This is a genomic window from Sorangium sp. So ce321, from assembly GCF_051530195.1.
Classification (GTDB): domain Bacteria; phylum Myxococcota_A; class Polyangia; order Polyangiales; family Polyangiaceae; genus Sorangium.
In genome coordinates, this window is the sequence record NZ_CP150329.1 from 8,303,633 (window position 1) to 8,321,924 (window position 18,292).

Sequence of the window (18,292 nt, forward strand, 5' to 3'; positions counted from 1 at the left end):
GGTCAGGCGCGCCGCGTCGAACAGCGCGCGGCGCGGGCGAAGCGAGACAAGCGAGGCAAGCGAGGCAAGCGAGGCAAGCGTGACACGAAGCGAGACACAAGAAGGTCAATGGAAATCCAACACATACGATAGCTCACAGCCTTTCCTGTTGACGCCGTCCTGGAGCACATGCACACCAAGTGATTACACTCGGGGAGATTCTCAAACTGGGCTCGGGGTCGCGAGCTTTCCGGATGAGGTCTTCCACGGGACAAGACCCCAGGAGGAACCATGTTCGGTCGCGGCAAGGTTGGCCTCGCGCCGCTCTTCGTCCTGCTCGCAGCTCTGCTGTGCTGGAAGCCGGCGTATGGAGCGCCGAGCGCAGTCACGTTCACGATAAGCCACGCGAACTGCGGTGACGACGGCGGATTCGCGCTGTTCGTGGGCGGGATGCACATCGACACGCTGCAGAGCACCAACGCGTGTTTCTGCAACTGGACGCCGCTCGTCGCGACGTACACGGATCCCGCGGTGCTCGCGCTGCTCGACGCGCCGCAGTGCAACGACGTCCGCGTCGAGGCGGTCGACGGGGCGGAGGTCGCGTGGGGGTTCGTCGAGGTGGCGATCGAGTCGGCGGAGGGCGTGGAGACGGCCTGTATCTACGACGCATGGCCGCGCGAGCCGAGCCGCCGCTGCGCCGAGCGCGACCTGTGCGACGCGTTCAGCTTCCTGCCCTCGGTCAGCCAGGACGACAGCGACCGTGACGGGATCTCGGGTGGGGTCGGCAACGGCTGCGACAACTGCGACGGCACCGCGAACCCCGGGCAGGAGGACGGCGACACCGACGGCATCGGCGACGCCTGCGACACCTGCCCGGGAACGATCAATCCTGACCAGAGCGATAGCGATCACAACGGCATCGGCGACGCCTGCGACACCTGCTGGGCGGCGGGCAGCTGGGACACCGACGGCGACGGCGCCTGCGACGGCGTCGACAACTGCGTCTACGACCAGAACCCGGGGCAGGAAGACAGCGACGCCGACGGCGCCGGCGACGCTTGCGACGCATGCGCGGGCGCCGGCACGTGGGACGACGACGGCGACGGGATCTGCGACGAAGGCGACAACTGCTACTACACCTACAACCCGGGGCAGGAGGACGGCGACGCCGACGGCATCGGCGACGCCTGCGACCGCTGCTCTGGCGCCGGCACCTGGGACTACGACGGCGACGGGACCTGCGACGGCGCCGACAACTGCTACTACACCTACAACCCGGGGCAGGAAGACGGCGACGCCGACGGCGCCGGCGACGCCTGCGACAGCTGCCGGGACGCCGCCAACCCGGACCAGCGCGACAGCGACTACAACGGCCTCGGCGACGCCTGCGATCCCTGCTGGGCAGCAGGCGACCGCGACTCCGATCGCGACGGCGCCTGCGACAGCGCCGACAACTGCGACGGCAGCGAGAACCCGGGGCAGGAAGACGGCGATGACGACGGCGCCGGTGACGCCTGCGACAACTGCCGGGACGCCGCCAACCCGGACCAGCTCGACAGCGACTACAACGGCCTCGGCGATGCTTGCGACCCCTGCTGGGCCGCTGGCGCCTGGGACAGCGACGGCGACGGCGCCTGTGATAGCAGCGACAACTGCACCTACGCGCACAACCCGGGTCAGGAGGACATCGACGCCGACGGCCTCGGCGACGCCTGCGACCCCTGCTCGGGAACAGGCACCTGGGACAGCGACAGCGACAGGGTCTGCGACGGCAACGACAACTGCACCTACGCGCACAACCCGGGTCAGGAGGACGGCGACGCCGACGGCCTCGGCGACGCCTGCGACCCTTGCGTGGGCGACGAGAACTGGGATCGCGACCACGACGGCCTCTGCGACCTCGCTGACAACTGCGACTACGTGTCCAACCCGGGTCAGGAGGACAGCGACGCCGACGGCATCGGGGACCCCTGCGACCACTGCCAGGGCGCAGGCACCTGGGACACCGACGGGGACGGCGTCTGCGACCTCGCTGACAACTGCGACTACGGCCACAACCCGGGACAGGAGGACAGCGACGCCGACGGCGCCGGCGACGCTTGCGACGCATGCGCGGGCGCAGGCACCTGGGACGGCGACGGCGACGGCCTCTGCGAAGGGCGCGACAACTGCCTCTGGGCCTACAACCCGGGACAGGAGGACAGCGACGGCGACGGCCTCGGCGACGCCTGCGATTACTGCTTTGGCGTCGGCGAATGGGACACCGACGGTGACGGCAGCTGCGACGGTGTCGACAACTGCCACGACAGCCTGAACCCGGGGCAGGAAGACAGCGACGGCGACGGCCTCGGCGACGCCTGCGACAACTGCCGGGACGCCGCCAACCCGGACCAGAGCGACAGCGACTACAACGGCAGGGGCGACGCCTGCGACGACTGCTGGGCAGCGGGGGACTGGGACCAGGACGGGGACGCGCTCTGCGCCTCCGTGGACAACTGCGCTTCCAGCTACAACCCGGGGCAGGAAGACGGCGACGGCGACGGCCTCGGCGACGCCTGCGACAACTGCCCGGGCGCGGCCAACCCGGACCAGAGCGACAGCAACGACAACGACGTCGGCGACGCCTGCGACGCCTGCTGGGCGGCGGGCGGCTGGGACGACGACCGCGACGGCACCTGCGACGAGATCGACAACTGCTCCTGGTCCTACAACCCGGGGCAGGAGGACAGCGACGCCGACAGCGCCGGCGACGCCTGCGATTACTGCTCGGGCGACGGCACCTCGGACTACGACAGCGACGGCCTCTGCGACGAGCGCGACAACTGCTCCTGGTCCTACAACCCGGGGCAGGAGGACAGCGACGCCGACAGCGCCGGCGACGCCTGCGATTACTGCTCGGGCGCCGGCGCCTGGGACTATGACAGCGATGGCCGATGCGACGGCGACGACAACTGCGTCACCCGCGAGAACCCGGGGCAGGAGGACGGCGACGGCGACGGGACGGGCGACGCCTGCGACAACTGCCCGGCCGCGCCCAACGCCGACCAGAGCGACATCGACAGCAACGGCGTCGGCGACGTCTGCGATCCCTGCTTGCTCGCAGGAACGGGGAACTCCGACTGGGATGCCGTCTGCGATCCAGACGACAACTGCCCCTACGACTACAACCCCGACCAGGCGGACATCGACGCTGACGGCACCGGCGACGTGTGCGATGGCAGCTGCGGCACGATGATCGACAACGGCACGGTGCAGCTCGGAGTGAACTGCGAGGGTAACCTCAACCTGCCGCTCGATGACGATCCGGCCGGGTTCGGCGCCAGGGGCCTCCGCTACCTGCCCACGGGCAACCAGGGCATCGGCGCCTCGTCGTGGTTCGAGGGCTGGGGCGCTGGCGACGCCGCGACCCTGATCTCCGGCTTCGCGAACCTCGGCGCCGACGGCTCCCCCTTCACGGTCCACCCCCTCAGCTTCTCGGCGACGCCGGACAGCGCGGTCTCCACGGTCCAGATCGCCGAGGTGTTCCGCGTCACCCACGAGTACCGCCCGTCCAGCGCGACTCCCTCGCTGTACGAGGTCGTCGTGACCATCGACAACATCAGCGAGGACGCCGTCGACCTGCGGTATCGCCGCGTGATGGACTGGGGCATCTCCCCCGACCTGTACCGAGAGCTCGTCACCCTCGATCCGGGCAGCGCCGCGGAGATCTTCCGGACCGACCTCAGCAGCTTCAACAGCGGGAACCCGTTCGGCTTCACGAGCTGGAACCCGGGCCCGGCGACCGACGCCGGCCCGGACAACCTCGGCGCGCTGTTCGACTTCGACTTCGGCTGGCTCGCCCCCGGCGACTCCCACGTCTTCCGGCTCTTCTACGGCGCCGCCGGCACCCGGGCCGACGCGCTCGCGGCGCTCGACGCCGTGGGCGCCGAGGCGTACTCCCTCGCCCGGCCGGCCGAGCCCGGAGGCGAGGAGCCGGGCGCGCCCAACACCTTCGTCTTCGCTTACGCGCGCGGCGCGACCGCCCCCGCCTGCGGCGACGGCGCGCTCGACCCCGGTGAGGCGTGCGACGACGGCAACCTCGCCGACGGCGACGGCTGCACCGCGACGTGCGTGTCGTGCGCGGACACCGACGCAGACGGCGCCTGCGACGACGCCGACAACTGCCCCGACGACCAGAACCCCGCCCAGGAAGACAGCGACGGCGACGGCGACGGCGACGCTTGCGATCCGGTGTGCGTCACCCTCCAGCGCGGCCTCGCCGGCGACGTCGCCGACACGAGCGTCTGGGCCGCGTACCCGGACTACAACGAAGGGGACGCGCCCTACGTCCACTCGGGCCTCAGCCAGGGCTTCACCAAGCACGCGCTCTTCCGGTTCGAGCTCGGCTCCATCCCGCTCGGCGCGACGGTCAGGTCCGCCACCTTCGTGACCGCCGCGGTGAGCTCCGGCACGCAGCTCATCCGCGCGCACCGCGTGACAGCTCCGTGGGACGAGGCGACCGTCACCTGGAGGAGCTTCGCCTCGGGCTACGCCCCGGAGGTCGAGGGGACGGCGACCGGCGTCCCGTACGGCAGCAGCGCCATGGACCTGACCGCCCTCGTCCAGGCCTGGGTCGACGGCGCCCATCCCAACCACGGCGTGCTCCTGGAGGAGGACGGCGGCGCGCGCACCGCGTTCCGCTCCAGCGAGCACCACGCCGCGAGCCAGCGCCCCCGGCTCGAGGTCTGCTACACGCCGTACTGACCCCTCCCTCCCTCACCCTCCTCTCGCCCCGGCGTCCGCTGCCGCCGGGCCGCGCTCTCCCCGGCGTCCGCTACCGTAGTGCCCCCTCACCCCGGCAGCCGCTGCCGCTGGTCCCCCTCCCCCGCCGGCCTCCCCCCTCCGCCGTCGCCGTCCGCCACCGCCGCCGCTGGACGCCGTCGGCCCCGCGGCGCCTCGTCGCGCAGACGCCCGCTTTTGTTGGCGCCCCACGCCGTCCTCAGGAGCGCTTCGCGCCGCGATTACGGTATGTTGCCGCCGTGAGCTCCTCCTCCAACTACAATGTCCAGCACGCGCCGGTGGGCGCCTTTGCCTCCTTCACGCTCGGCAGCTTCGACCGCCGGGGCGGATTCGCCTCGCAGGTGGGCCGCCCGGGGAACTCGAACCTCTACATCGGCTACCGCGAGGGCGACGGGGTGCTCTGCCTCCTCCCCTACTTCGAGTCAGCGGTCGGCCCGGAGGTCCCGTTCGGCGTCACCTTGACGCGCGACACGAGCATGCGCCGCGTCTTCGGCGAGCAGGACATCCGCCGCGAGCTCGGCTGGGCGAGCGACACGATCCGCGCCGGCAAGCTCACGCTCGCCATCTTCTCGCCCTTCGGCCCGATCCCCGACCCGCGCACGGCCAAGCCCGCCGAGGTCGCGCAGCGGTCCTGCCCGGCGCTCATCGCGCGCCTCGAGCTCGACAACACCGGCGGCACCGAGCCCATCAAGGGCCTCTTCGCGCTCGACGCGTCGAGCCTGCGCGACCTCGAGTCGACGACCGACGGCCGCCTCGCCGGCGTCGCCCACGCCCGGCGGTGGGGCCTCGCCGCCCGCCCCGAGCCCGGCGTCCGCGCCTTCCAGGCCTTCGGGCCCGAGAACGCGTTCGACGGCAGCGCCGATCGGCTGAACCGCCTCGGCAAGACCGGCGGCCTGGTCATCGAGGTCCCCGCGGGCGAGAAGCGCGAGCTCTGGATCGCGCTCGGGTTCCACGACGCCGGCGCGATCACGACCGGCATCGAGGCGCGCTACGCCTACACGCGCTACTTCAACAAGCTCGAGGACGTCCTCGCCTACGCGCTCGAGCACCGCGAGGCGCTCGTCCGCGAGGCGGCGCAGCGGGACGAGGAGCTCTCGCGCTCCGCGCTCACCAGCGACCAGAAGTGGCTGCTCGCGCAGGCGACGCACGGCTATTTCGGGTCGACCGAGTGGCTGGACACCGCGCTCGAGGACGCCGCGCCGCCCGCGCCGCTGTGGGTCGTGAACGAGGGCGAGTACGAGATGATGAACACCTTCGATCTCACGATCGATCACCTGTTCTTCGAGCTGCGGTACGCGGCCTGGGCCGTGCGCGACGTCCTCGACCTCTACGTCGACCGCTACAGCTACCGCGACAAGGTGAAGCGCCCCGGCGCGCCCGGCGAGCTCCTGCCCGGCGGCGTGGCGTTCACCCACGACATGGGCGTCGGCAACCACTTCTCGCCCGCCGGCGTCTCCAGCTACGAGCGCCCGAACCTCGACGCCAGCTGCTTCAGCCACATGACGTACGAGCAGCTCACGAACTGGGTCTGCTGCGCCGGCGTGTACGTCGCGCGCACCGGCGACAAGGCCTTCCTCGAGCGCCACAAGGCCCTGTTCCCCGAGCTGCTCGAGAGCCTGCTCCGCCGCGACGCGCCCGAGCCCGGCGCGCGCACCGGCGTGATGGCGCTCGACAGCAGCCGCTGCGGGACCGGCGCCGAGATCACGACCTACGACTCGCTCGACCACTCCCTCGGGCGCGCGCGCGGCAACCTCTACCTGGTCGGCAAGACCTGGGCGTCGTACGTGGTGCTCGCCCACCTCCTCGAGCGCTGCGGCGACGCCCCGCGCGCCGCGGAGTCCAGGGCGGCGAGCCACAAGAGCGCGCGCGCCATCGCCGCGGCCTTCGACGAGCAGCTGGGCTACATCCCCGCCCTGCTCGACGGCAGCGGCTCGAAGAGCGCGATCGTCCCCGCGATCGAGGGGCTCCTGTACCCGCACGTGATGGGCTTGCTCGACGGCAACGCCGCGGAGGGCGAGCACGGCGAGCTCATCCGGGTGCTCCGCCGCCACCTCAACGCGGTGCTCAAGCCCGGGCTGTGCCTGTTCCCCGAGGGGGGCTGGAAGCTCTCGAGCAGCAGCGACAACTCCTGGGCGAGCAAGATCGCGCTCTGCCAGCACGTCGCGCGCGCGATCCTGAAGGTCGATCTCCCCGACCCCGATCGCCACGAGGAGGCCCACGTCCGCTGGCAGATCGAGGGCTCCGGCTACTGGGCCTACTCCGACCAGATGCAGCGCGGCGTGCCCGTCGGCAGCCGCTATTACCCCCGCGGCGTGACCGCCATCCTCTGGCTCGACGAGGCCCCCGCGGGGCAGAGGTCGTCGAGCCGCTAGCGCGCGCCATCGTCCCCCGGCGCGCCCGCGCCGCCGCCCCTCGTCCACCTCCCCACCTGCCACGCCCGCCGCGCGCCCCGATCGGGGTGCGCCTGCAGCGCGCCGCCGCGGCGTCCCCGGCGGCGCGCGCCCGTTCCACCTTGACACCCCGGAGCCCCTCCGGACATGAAGCCGTCCGCTCTTCCCTGCGGGGGCCTGCCCTGGACAAGGGCCATCGATCGAGGTGCTTTCATGAGAGTTCTGATCATCGGCGGGACCGGGCTCATCTCGACTGCCATCGTGGAGCAGCTCCTCGCGCGGGGCGATCGCGTCACGCTCTTCAACCGGGGGGTGACGGCGCGGCGCTTCGAGGGAGACGTCGACGTCATCGTCGGTGATCGCTGGAAGTACGACGAGTTCGAGCGCGAGATGCAGCAGCGCACGTTCGACGCCGTGATCGACATGGTCGCCTTCGCCCCGGAGAACGCGGGCTCGCTGCTCAGGGCGTTCTCGGGTCGGGCGGACCACCTCGTCGTCTGCTCGACGGTGTGCGTCTACGGCGGTCCCCTCACGCGCTCGCCGGCGCGCGACGACGAGCCGCACCGCCCCGTGACGAAGTACGGCCAGAACAAGTCGCGCATCGAGTCGGCGCTGCTCGCGGCGAACGGACAGAACGGGCTGAAGACGACGATCCTGCGGCCGTCGTTCACGACGGGCGAGGGGCACACGGCGCTCGGCGCGCTCTACTTCGACGACTCGATGGCCGACCGCGCCCGGCGCGGCCTCCCGCTCGTCGTCCACGACGACGGCGCGACGCCGTGGGCCATCGCGCACGTCTCCGATGTCGCCCGGGGGTTCGTCAACGCCCTCGGCAACGAGAAGGCCTACGGGCAGGCCTACCACCTCACGAGCGACGAGCACACCACGTGGGGCGGCATCTTCGCCGCGCTGCAGGAGGCCGCCGGCGGCAAGTCCCCCGTCGTCTCGATCCCGACCGACTGGCTCTATGACGTCGCCCCTCGCCGCATGGTCGGCGTCAAGTTCATCTACCAGTACGGGTCGACCTTCGACAACAGCAAGGCCGCGCGCGACCTAGGCTTCCGGACCACCGTCCCGCTGGTCGAGACCTTCCGCCGCCAGATCGCCTGGTCGGAGCGCGCCGGGACCTACCGGCGCGCCGACGAAGAGCCCCTTCAGGACGTCCTGATCGACGCGTTCACGAAGGGCGAGAAGCCCACCCCCGGGCGGGTGCACGACTTCAATCCCTGGGGGAACGAGCCCGAGTCCTGATCTCTGGCGCTGCCCGCCGCCTCCTCGTGCTGGCGGCGGCGGGGCCCTTCCGTGATCCGTGCGCTCTCGGCGCGCAGCTCTTCCACGAAGAGGAGCGACAGGCTGTACGCGTTCGATATCAGCATGGGATCACCGCCAGGTGAGGGTTGTCCGAGGTGTTCGTCAGCGACGGGCTCCGGGCGCTCGCGCCGGCGCGCGGCAGGCGAGCGGGCGCTCGCTCAGGGCAGGTTCTCTAGAGGATCGGTCTTGCCGACGCCGGCGTGCTCCAGGACGAGGGCCTTGACCGCGGCCGAGCTGTCGAGCGGGTAGTCGTACGGCGCGCTCCAGGCGCAGTCCTCGCCGGAGGCCTGCGTCCCCGTGGTCTCCTCGAACACGTTGTCCTTGCGATCCGTGCCGCCGGCCGCGCTGTCGAGCGTGGTGATGGGGTTCTGGACCTTGAAGAAGTGGTTGCCCTCGACCCGCAGGCAGGCGCCGACCCGCGAGTTCACCCCCGACGTGGGGACGTTCTCGAAGTAGTTGTTGAAGACGTGGCCGTTGCCGCCGCGGTAGCTCGGCAGGCGGGAGTTCACGTTGTTGAAGTGGTTGTGATGGAAGGTGATGCGGCGATCGCTGTCGTCGCTGTCCGACGAGCCGACCAGCATGCCCTTCCAGTGGTCGTGCAGGTAGGTCCACGAGATCGTGATGTCCGAGGACTCGTGGGTCGCGTCGATGAGGCCGTCGTACTTGTCCTTGTTGGAGTTCACGGCGGGAGAGTCGGCCCAGAGCTCGCAGTGGTCGATCCACACGTTGTGGCTCTCGTCCATGTGGATGCCGTCGCCGTTGCCGCTGCTGGCCAGCACGTGGTGGATCTTCAGGTTGCGGATGATGACGTTGGACGACCTCCGCAGGTTGAGCCCGACGCCCTCGATCTCCCCGCTCGACCCGACGCCCACGATGGTCTTGTCGGAGGCGACGTCCACGTCGTCGCCGCTGCCGCTGAGCTTGCCGGTGACCTGGATGATCAGGGCGCCGGACTTCGCCGCCTCCGTCTTCAGGGCGTCGAGCGAGCTCACGGAGACGACCTCTCCCCCCTTGCCGCCGGTGGTGCCGTCGCCGGTCGTGGCATAGCCGTAGAGCCCGAAGTCGACGGTGCCGGGGCTGCTGCCGCCGGTGCCGCTGGCGCCGCCGCCCGCACCGCTGCCGCCGGTGCCGCTGGCGCCGCCGCCCTCACCGCTGCCGCCGGTGCCGCTGGTGGAGCTGCCGCCGCCCGCACCGCTGCCGCCGGTGCCGGCGGTCGCGCTGCCAGAGCCGCCGCTCCCCGCGATGCTCCCGCCCGTGCCAGCGCTGCTGCTGGCGCTGACGCTCGCGCTGCCGGTCGGCTGTCCCTCGTCGTCGTCTGACGGCCCTGACGCTTCCGTGCCGCAGCCGACCGCCGACAAACCGATCGCGAACAGCGCAGCCAGGACAACCTGAGATTCGCACTTCATGAGCAAGCGACCTTTCCGTGATGAGCCAAGCGGATCGCGCGGCGCAGAGAGCGGGGCCGGACAGCGCGCGGGCCGTTCCCGCCAACTCCATGGCGACGCACGCGCCCTTGAATCAGCAACCCACATGCCAGCAGCTCCCAGCGCACCGGGGTCGCCCCGATTCGCGCATGGCGCACGGCATCTCCCGCGGTGACGGCCGCGGCGCGCGCGGCGCCCGGGGCCGAGGCGGCGTCAACCCGCGGTTGACACGGTGGACACGCGCAGTCACCGCGCCTCGGCCCTCGCCCGCTCAGCCTCCTGCGATGTTCGCAGCCCCGGTGCCCCCGCGCCCAGCTGGAGTGCGGAAACGAGAGAGACCGCAAGGGCGCAAGGGAAAGAGGGGAACAGATGTCATCTCCGTTCCCTTGCGCCCCTTGCGCCCTTGCGGCCCTCTTCCCATCTGCTGACGGGATCTCAGCGCGATCGTTGCCCTAAGGGCCGATCCACAGGAGCCCGACCCGGTCGAGCATTGCCCCGTCCTCGCGACACTCGAACGAGACGAGGTGCTTCCCGGGATCGAGCGCGAAGGTGAGCAGCGCCGTGTCTGTAGCGTCGGCGTCGCTGACGATGTCGTCGTGGAACTCGGCGCCGGTGAATTCGTAGTAGTATCCAAGCACCGGCTTGTTGTCCATGCGCACCAGGAACGAGCTGTCCTTGCCCTGGTCGGGCCCCTCGGCGACCGTGGCCTTGATCTGGTACGTGCCGGCCTCGCTGATCTCGAACCAGCAGTCGACCCGGTCCTCGCTACAATTCACCTCCTCGGGGACGACCACGTAGCTCATGCCGCTCGCCTCCGGGTGGGTCATCTCCTCGAAATTGCCGTAAAGCTCGCACTTCTCGGCCTCGAGCTCGAGCACCTCACCCCCGCCTCCGCCGCTGGACGCGCCCGTACCTCCCGCCGCGTCCCACGCTTCGGACAGCCCCTCGAGCGAGCAGGCGGCGCACGCCACGACGGGCAGCAGCGCCCCCCAGCGCCCCCAGCGCGGCGGGCGCGCTGGGCCCCCCGTGGTGCACGCAGGTGAGGCCCGCTCTGCGCCGCCTGCCGCGCGACGCCCCGTCTCCGCACCAGGTTCCGAGCTCTCGTTCACTCCCACATGATAGCAACACGCGGACCACCGGCGCGACACAATAGGTCGACACGGCTCCTCCGCATTCCGCTCGGAAATCGCCGCCCGAGCGGCGCCCCGGCGGCGCCGCGCCTCGCGTCGGGAGCGCTTCAGCGCGCGGCGGGGCGCGCGTGGTCCTGCGCGCGGAAGAACACCCCGTGGACCTCGCCGTCGATGAGGGCCGGCACGAGCGCGCCCGGCAGGACGGACTCGACGTCGTTCGGCGCCTTCGGCCCGCCGAGATCGGTCCGCAGCCAGCCCGGGTCGAGGAGGTTCATCAGCACGCCGGTGCCGCGCAGCGAGGGGACCGTGTCGCGCACGAACTTGTCGAGCGCGGCCTTGGACGCGGCGTACGCCATCAGCTCGGGCTGGTCCTGGATCCCGGAGGTCACCTGGACGATGCGCCCCCAGCCGCGCTTCAGCATGATCGGGAGCAGCCGGTAGGTGATCCGGATCGGGCTGATCACGTTCACCTCGAAGCTCAGCCGGTAGTCCTCCGCCGGCGTCTCGACGTACGAAGCGCGGAACGGGGTCATGATCGCGGCGTTGTTGTACAGGATGTCGATCCCGCCCGACGCGGCGAGGGCGGCGTCCAGCATGCGATCGACCGCCGCCTGATCCGACAGCTCGCCCGAGACGGCGCTCACCCGGACGCCCTTGCCGGCGAGCTCCCCTTCGAGCTCCCGCGTGTGCGCCGCGTCGCGGCTGTGCAGGACGACGTTGCAGCCGAGCTCCGCGAGGCCGCGCGCGACCTGCTTCCCGATCCCCCGGCTCGCGCCGGTGACCAGCGCCCATTTCCCTCGAATCTCTACCGTCATGGCGGCGCCTTATCGCAGAGGCCGTCCTGCCTGGCACCAGAAAAGCGAGCGGCCCCCGGAGCGTGCCCGCGCGCGCCGGCGAGGCCCGGAGCGCCGCCGCCCACCGCCCCCATGGCCTCGCCGGTGCGACGCCGCACGGCCTCGACGCGGCGTGCTCCCTGGGTCAACAAATTCACCCAGAGCGCAACACTGCTGCTCCAGCAGCACCCATTGCTGATCGGGTGCTGATGGAGCAGCACCGCTCCCCGGGCTCGACCAGCGAAAGATCGCTGCAACCGCGCGAAAACGCAGGGCTCCTGCCTGGCATGGCGGCTGCCTTGACGTTGCAATTACATCCAGGTGCGATTTTCTCGCCGAATCCTGTGTACCTGGAATCGACCCAACCCGTCCCTGGCGAGCCGGAAGGCCTCGGAAGACCCCCCATGATCAGGCACACCCCCTTCACGACGATCCGCTCCGGGCTGCTGGGGTGCGCTGCGCTGGCGTGCGTCCTGTTCGGCTGCGATCGCCCCGGCGGTGAGCCAGGCGCCGTGACAGCGGGCGACGCGGGCGCTGCGGCGCAGGCGCAGGCGCCGGACAGGCGCGAGGCGGGGGTCGTCCGGCTCGGCTACCAGAAGATCGGCACCCCCTATCTCCTCAAGGACCGCGCCGACAACCTGAAGAAGGCGCTCGAGGCCAGGGGCGCCGGCGCCGAGTGGATCGAGTTCCACGCCGGGCCGCCGCTGCTCGAGGCCATGCGCGCCGGCGCCGTGGACATCGGCCATGTCGGCGAGACGCCCCCTGTCTTCGCGCAGGCGGGCGGCGTGCCGTTCGTCTACGTCGCCACCGACCCTCCGGCCCCGAAGGCCGAGGCGATCATCGTGCCGAAGGGCTCGACGATCACCAGCGTCGCGGGCCTGAAGGGCAAGCGCGTCGCCGTCAACCGTGGCTCCAACGTGCACTACCTGCTGATCCGGGCCATCGAGGGCGCCAGGCTCACGCTGGACGACATCCAGGTCTCGTTCCTCGCGCCCGCGGACGCGCGGAGCGCTTTCGAGAGCGGCAAGGTCGACGCCTGGGTGATCTGGGACCCGTTCCTCGCCGCGGCGGAGCTCGCCGGCGCGCGCGTCCTCCAGAGCGGCGAGGGGCTCGTCGACAACCACCTCTTCTACGTCGTCCGGCGGGAGTTCGCCGAGAAGCAGCCGGAGCTCCTGCGGACGGTGCTCGAGGAGTACCAGACCCTGAGCCAGTGGGAGCGCGAGCACACGGAGGAGGCCTCGCAGATCCTCGCGAAGTCGTCGGGCGTCCCCTACGAGGCGTTCCTCACCTCCGAGCGCCGGCGCTCCTTCGGCCTGCTGCCGATCACCCCCGAGATCCTGAAGAAGCAGCAGGACATCGCCGACACGCTCCACCGGCTCGCGATCATCCCGCGCGACGTCCGCGTGGAGGACGCGTTCCTGTCGGCGGCCGTGTACGGAGGCGTCCGATGACGGCCAGCAGCGCGCCAGGCGCGATCGCCCGGAGCGCGTCCGGCGCGGTCGGCGCGGTCGGCCGAAGCCTCGCCCCCTGGGTCGCCCCGATCGCGCTCGTGGTCCTCTGGGAGACCCTGGCCCGGCTGCAGATCATCCCGAAGAGCCTGCTCCCCTCGCCCTCGGAGGTGGCGCTGGCCGCGGTCCACGCCACGAGGAGCGGCGACCTGCCGGCGCACCTCGGCGTCAGCGCCCTGCGCGCGCTCGGCGGGCTCGTGATCGGCGCCGGGATCGGGCTCGTGCTGGGCCTGGCCACCGGGCTGTCGCGCGCGCTCCAGCTCGTCGTCGACGGGCCCATCCAGATGCTCCGCGCCATCCCCGCGCTGGCGCTCGTGCCGCTCGTCATCCTGTGGTTCGGGCTGGGCGAGACGGCCAAGCTCTTCATCGTCGCGGTGACGGTGCTCTTCCCCGTCTACCTGAACACCTTCCACGGCGTGCGCAGCGTGGACCCGCACATCATCGAGATGGCGCGCGTCTACGACGTCCGGGGGTTCGCGCTCTACCGCGAGGTCATCCTCCCCGGCGCGCTCCCGTCGATCCTCGTGGGCCTCCGCTTCGCGCTCGGGCTCGCGTGGCTCGTGCTGATCGTCGCCGAGACGATCGGCGCGTCCCGGGGCCTCGGCTACGTCGCGATGAACGCGCGGGAGTTCATGCAGATGGACCTGCTCGTGCTCACGATCGTGCTCTGGGCGATCCTCGGCAAGCTGGCCGACTCCCTGGCGCGGTGGGCAGAGCGCCAGCTGCTGCCCTGGCAACCTCGACTGCAGCGAATGGATGCGAGGTGAACATGAGCGTGCCGGACAGGCGCCGCAATGGCGCGCGGGTCCTTCTCGAGCGGCTCGAGAAGCGCTTCGACGACAAGCCCGTCCTCTCGGGCATCGAGCTCGACGTCCGCCCTGGCGAGCTCCTGACCATCGTCGGGCGGAGCGGGTCCGGCAAGAGCACCCTGCTCCGCATCCTGTGCGGCCTCGAGCAGCCCACGGGCGGCGCGGCGCGCATCCTGACGCCGGAGGGCATCGCGGGCGGCGCGGCCGTGCGCGTCGTCTTCCAGGAGCCCCGGCTGATGCCGTGGCGCACCGTCCTCCAGAACGTCTGCATCGGCCTGCCGAAGGAGCGCCGCGAGCGCGCCCGCGACGTCCTCGCCCGGGTCGGCCTGCTCGACCGTCAGGACGACTACCCCGGCGTGCTCTCGGGCGGCCAGCGCCAGCGGGTCGCGCTCGCGCGCGCGCTCGTGCACGACCCCAAGGTCCTCCTCCTCGACGAGCCGTTCGGCGCGCTCGACGCCCTCACGCGCATCGGCGCGCAGCGCCTCGTCGAGTCGCTGTGGGCCCAGCACGGCTTCACGGCCATCCTGGTGACGCACGACGTCCAGGAGGCGGTCCTGCTCGGGGACCGCGTGCTCGTGTTCGACGAGGGGCGCATCGTGGAGAGCGTCGCGGTGGACCTGCCGCGGCCGCGCGCGAGAGAGGTCCCGGAGGTCGGTCGCCTCACCGGCGCGCTGCTCGAGGCGATCTTCGCGTCGGGCGACGGCCCGTCGACGCGCCCCCCCTCGCGCGCGACCTTCCCGCCGCCCGTGACGTCACCCCTCCTGGCCGGCGCCGGCGCCGAGTGAGGGCGAGCCAGGAACAAGCTCTGGCACGACGCCCGCCTATTTCACCTCGACCTCGTCCTGGATGACGTAGTTCTCGTTCTCGAAGCGCAGCGCGTCGTTCGCGTGCTGCTGAAAGTCCTTGGCCAGCGCGAGGAGCTCCGCCCGGTGGGCCTCGTCCTTGATGCCGCCGAGCGGCGGCATCTCGTTCGCCTGCAAGATCCGCAGGATCCGGTTGCGCCCCGCGAGCGCCTGGTTCGGGAAGCTGAAGAGCTCGAGGATGCGCATCCCGGCGGAGTTCTCGGGATCATGGCAGGCGAGGCAGTTGTGCTTCCGGAACGCCTCCGACATCTTCCTGTAGGACCGGTCGAGGTCCTTCACGTGCGGGTTCTCCTTCGAGAAGAGGTTCTCGTAGAGCGTGTAGCGCGGCTCCTCCCGGCCGTCCTCGCCGCGCCACATGAACTGGTGGTCCCAGTCCCTGTGGACCCGCGGCCGGCTCTCGTCGCTCTCGGCCGACCGCAGCGCGCCGATCACCCGGTCTTGCTTCATGACCAGCAAGAGCTCCACCGTCGTCTGGTACGCGTCCCACTTCTTCGGCTGGTGCCAGAACGGATAGGGGAACGCGCCGGGGTCGAGCTTGTTGCGGAAGTGGTAAGGGAGGTGGATGACCGTGAGCCCGCCGATCTTCTCGACCCGGTAGTTGCTCTCGAACGAGAAGATCGACAGGTAGACCGTGCGCCAGACGAGCGGGTTCATGAAGGTCGCGCTCGTGTGCTCGAAGCCGAAGTCTCCCTCGTATTTCTGCCGGGACCAGAGGAACGGCTCCTTCATCGCGTCCCGCAGGACGTCGAAGCCCTTCAGCCGCTCGGCGCAGAGGTCGCGCGCCTTCTCGTCGTCCGGCGCCGCCGTCGGGCAGGCGGCGATGATCCCCTTGGCGATGACGTGCGGCAGCTCCTCCGACGGGATGTTCGCGATGGTGGGGCGGACCTCCTGTGTCCCCGAGCGCTCGAGGGCGACCGAGCTCTCGGCCGCCCAGCGCAGGATGAGCTCCCGCTCGGCGCCGCTGAGCGCGTGGCCGAGGTGAAGCGTCTTGTACGGGAGCGGCGGCATGGCGTTGGCCTCGACCGCGTGCTGGATCTTGAAGATGAACTCCAGCGCCGAGCTGCGGCGGCGGTAAGGGAAATCGTTCGCCACGTCGAAGTTCACCCGCGCCCGCTGGATCTTCTCGTCGACGTAGGGCTGCGCGACGTGGCTCACGAGGGGGATGTGATAGAAGAAGGGCCGCTCCTCGGTCGCGCTGTGGCAGGCGAAGCACTTGGCCTTCACGATGGGCTGGATCTGCTCCCTGTAGCGCTGCGCCATCACCTCGAGGTCGGTCACAGACGCCGAGTCAGGGAGCTCGTCCGCCTTGAGGAAGTTGAAATACTGGTCCCATACAACCAGCGTTCCGAAGAACGCCAGCAACGCAACCACAGCCGTCGTGACTTTTCGACGAAACAGACGTCGCATGGCTCGGACTCCAACGTGAGGTGTCGGTGGTGCCTTCCTGCGCTGGCGCGGGCCTTCGCCGAGGGGGCGCTGGCCGGTCGTCGGGCCGCAGCTCCAGGGCGCGTGCGCCATGGAGCCGTCGACGCGCGCTGGCCGCCTCCGCGGGCCCGCGCTCGACCGGTGCCATTGCCCCACGCGACCGCCATGCGCGCGTCAGGCACTCCTGAGCGGCGCGAACGTTGGGCCGCCCACGTTTCACATCCGTTATAACGGATTGTGTCTCACCAAGACCGACCCATCAAGACAATTTTTAGGGCGCTGTGCGATTACTTCGTATCGCATTCATCCGTCATAACGGATGAATGCATTTTCAGAATGGCCCCGCCTGGGAGCGGTCCGGCGGCCGCGGCCGGCGCGGGCTGTGCCGGGGCGGCGCGGCGGCGGGGCGGCGCTCGTCCGGCGTGCGTCCCCCCGGGCCGGCGCCGCGTATGGCCCCGGCCGCCCGCTGCTTCAGGCGAAGCAGCCCCGAAGGCGCGCATCGGTCCGGAGGATCGACTCGACCTCCGGCCCGCTGGAGAGCAAGAGGACGTGACGGCGCGCCGCCCGCCCCAGGTAGATGCCGCTGCGCGCGAGCGCCCCGGGCTTGATGCGCACCAGCGCGGGGATGTCGATCTGGGTCGGGCCGAGCAGCCGGCCCCTACGCCCGCCGCCGCGCCGCGGCGCGACGCCGGCTGACCTCCAGGCCGCGGCCCAGGCTGCGCAGGACGACCAGGTCCTCGCCGAGGTCGACGTCGACGAGCGCGCGGGCGACCTCCGGGCGGACGCCGGTGAGGATGGGTCGGGAGCCGAGGAGCTGGATCGCGCGCGCGAGCTGCTCCAGGGCGGCGGCGCCGTCCGGATCGAGCGCGTCCGCGCCGGTCACGTCGAGCACCACGTGCGACGCCCGCTGCGCGACGATGGCGGGCAGGAGCCGCTCGCCGAGCTCGCCGCCGCGCTCCGCGTCGAGGCGGCCGATCAGCGGCACGGCGAGCGTGCCCCGGCCGACATCGAGGATCGGCGCCGAGAGCTTGAGGATCTGCTGCCTCTGCTCCTCGACGAGGGCGAGCGAGCGGTTCAGCTCGTCGATGAGCCGGCCCTGCTCCTCGATCTGCCCCTCGGCGCGCCGCTGCGCCGTGACGTCGAGCTGCTGGACGAGCACCGCGGGCGCGCCGGTCACGGGATCGGTCGTGCGGCGCGCCTCGACCTGGTGCCACCGCTCGCCGTCCGCCGTGAGGACCTGCACCTCCCCTGACCAGGGCGCGTCGGCGTCGATCGCGCCGCGGACCGCCGCGCCCACGCCCTCGTCCGGGAACGCCGCGTCGATCCGCGGCGCGTCGCCGAAGGCGCGCAGGGCCGCGGGGTTGTGGAAGAGCACCGCTCCCTCCCGGTCGACGAGGCTGACCAGCACCGACGAGTGGCGGACCGCCTCCACGCCGCGGACCATGGAGGCGTCGACGCCGGCCCCCTTCGGGAGCGCCTGGAACAGGACGGCGAGCCGCCCGTCATCGAGGCGGATCGCCTGGCCGTGGAGCGTCACGGTGGCCGGCTTCCCGCGCGGGTAGAGCGTCCAGTCCTCCACGACCGTGCCGCCCTCCGCGAGGACGCGGAAGTAGCCGTCGAGCCGCGCCCGGACGGCCGGCGACAGGTCCGAGAGGTCGCGGGAGAGCAGCTCGGCGCGGTCCGTCGCGCGCCAGAACTGGAGCGCCTTCGCGTTGGCCCACGGGAAGCGGTAGAGATCGTGGTCGTAGACCCAGGTCGGCAGGATGGAGAGCTCGAGGGCCGACAGGCGCTGGTCGAGGGACGTCATTCGTGGCCGCACGTCATACGACGGCCCGGGCCCT

General features: G+C 71.2%; 12 protein-coding genes. 6 read left to right on the top strand and 6 right to left on the bottom strand.

Annotated features, from left to right (window positions below):
- Positions 1 to 270: 270 nt before the first annotated feature.
- From WME89_RS30625 to WME89_RS30635, 3 genes are all read left to right on the top strand, one after another.
- Entirely contained in the window at positions 271 to 4,722 is a 4,452-nt protein-coding gene (locus tag WME89_RS30625) for a thrombospondin type 3 repeat-containing protein (protein WP_438003221.1), read from the top strand.
- A gap of 275 nt (positions 4,723 to 4,997) precedes the next feature.
- The gene (locus WME89_RS30630) at positions 4,998 to 7,130 is read left to right on the top strand and encodes a glycoside hydrolase family 52 protein (RefSeq protein WP_438003222.1); all 2,133 of its coding nucleotides are present in this window, start codon (positions 4,998 to 5,000) and stop codon (positions 7,128 to 7,130) included.
- 231 nt (positions 7,131 to 7,361) lie between these two features.
- Positions 7,362 to 8,399, top strand: coding sequence for an NAD-dependent epimerase/dehydratase family protein (locus WME89_RS30635; protein WP_438003223.1), 1,038 nt, complete (start codon positions 7,362 to 7,364; stop codon positions 8,397 to 8,399).
- A gap of 218 nt (positions 8,400 to 8,617) precedes the next feature.
- Here WME89_RS30635 and WME89_RS30640 read toward each other — a convergent pair whose 3' ends face one another.
- The 3 genes from WME89_RS30640 to WME89_RS30650 all read right to left on the bottom strand — a co-directional run bounded on the left by WME89_RS30640 (position 8,618) and on the right by WME89_RS30650 (position 11,828).
- On the bottom strand, positions 8,618 to 9,865 hold the full coding sequence (locus WME89_RS30640; protein ID WP_438003224.1) for a pectate lyase family protein: 1,248 nt from the start codon (positions 9,863 to 9,865) through the stop codon (positions 8,618 to 8,620).
- Positions 9,866 to 10,335: 470 nt separating this feature from the next.
- Positions 10,336 to 10,992: a hypothetical protein gene (locus WME89_RS30645; protein WP_438003225.1), complete on the bottom strand. Its 657-nt coding sequence runs from the start codon at positions 10,990 to 10,992 to the stop codon at positions 10,336 to 10,338.
- Positions 10,993 to 11,120: 128 nt separating this feature from the next.
- Positions 11,121 to 11,828, bottom strand: coding sequence for an SDR family NAD(P)-dependent oxidoreductase (locus WME89_RS30650; protein ID WP_437662146.1), 708 nt, complete (start codon positions 11,826 to 11,828; stop codon positions 11,121 to 11,123).
- A 422-nt stretch (positions 11,829 to 12,250) separates the two neighbouring features.
- On the opposite strand from WME89_RS30650, the gene WME89_RS30655 reads away from it, so the two are divergent.
- From WME89_RS30655 to WME89_RS30665, 3 genes are read left to right on the top strand one after another with little or no spacing between them, the layout of a single operon-like run.
- Positions 12,251 to 13,297 carry a sulfonate ABC transporter substrate-binding protein gene (locus WME89_RS30655; protein WP_438003226.1) on the top strand — a complete coding sequence of 349 codons (1,047 nt, stop codon included), beginning with the start codon at positions 12,251 to 12,253 and terminating at the stop codon, positions 13,295 to 13,297.
- The gene (locus WME89_RS30660) at positions 13,294 to 14,121 is read left to right on the top strand and encodes an ABC transporter permease subunit (protein ID WP_438003227.1); all 828 of its coding nucleotides are present in this window, start codon (positions 13,294 to 13,296) and stop codon (positions 14,119 to 14,121) included. Before WME89_RS30655 ends, WME89_RS30660 begins: the two co-directional genes overlap by 4 nt.
- 2 nt (positions 14,122 to 14,123) lie before the next feature.
- Positions 14,124 to 14,948, top strand: a complete 825-nt coding sequence (locus WME89_RS30665) for an ABC transporter ATP-binding protein (RefSeq protein WP_438011992.1) — start codon at positions 14,124 to 14,126, stop codon at positions 14,946 to 14,948.
- Between the two features lie 36 nt (positions 14,949 to 14,984).
- Here the strand turns inward: WME89_RS30665 and WME89_RS30670 are convergent, their stop codons facing one another.
- The 3 genes from WME89_RS30670 to WME89_RS30680 all read right to left on the bottom strand — a co-directional run bounded on the left by WME89_RS30670 (position 14,985) and on the right by WME89_RS30680 (position 18,258).
- Complete coding sequence (locus WME89_RS30670; protein ID WP_438003228.1) at positions 14,985 to 16,397, bottom strand: heme-binding domain-containing protein; 1,413 nt, start codon at positions 16,395 to 16,397, stop codon at positions 14,985 to 14,987.
- Positions 16,398 to 16,922: 525 nt separating this feature from the next.
- Entirely contained in the window at positions 16,923 to 17,066 is a 144-nt protein-coding gene (locus tag WME89_RS30675; protein ID WP_438003229.1) for a hypothetical protein, read from the bottom strand.
- A gap of 43 nt (positions 17,067 to 17,109) precedes the next feature.
- Complete coding sequence (locus WME89_RS30680; protein WP_438003230.1) at positions 17,110 to 18,258, bottom strand: STAS domain-containing protein; 1,149 nt, start codon at positions 18,256 to 18,258, stop codon at positions 17,110 to 17,112.
- Between the last annotated feature and the right edge of the window lie 34 nt (positions 18,259 to 18,292).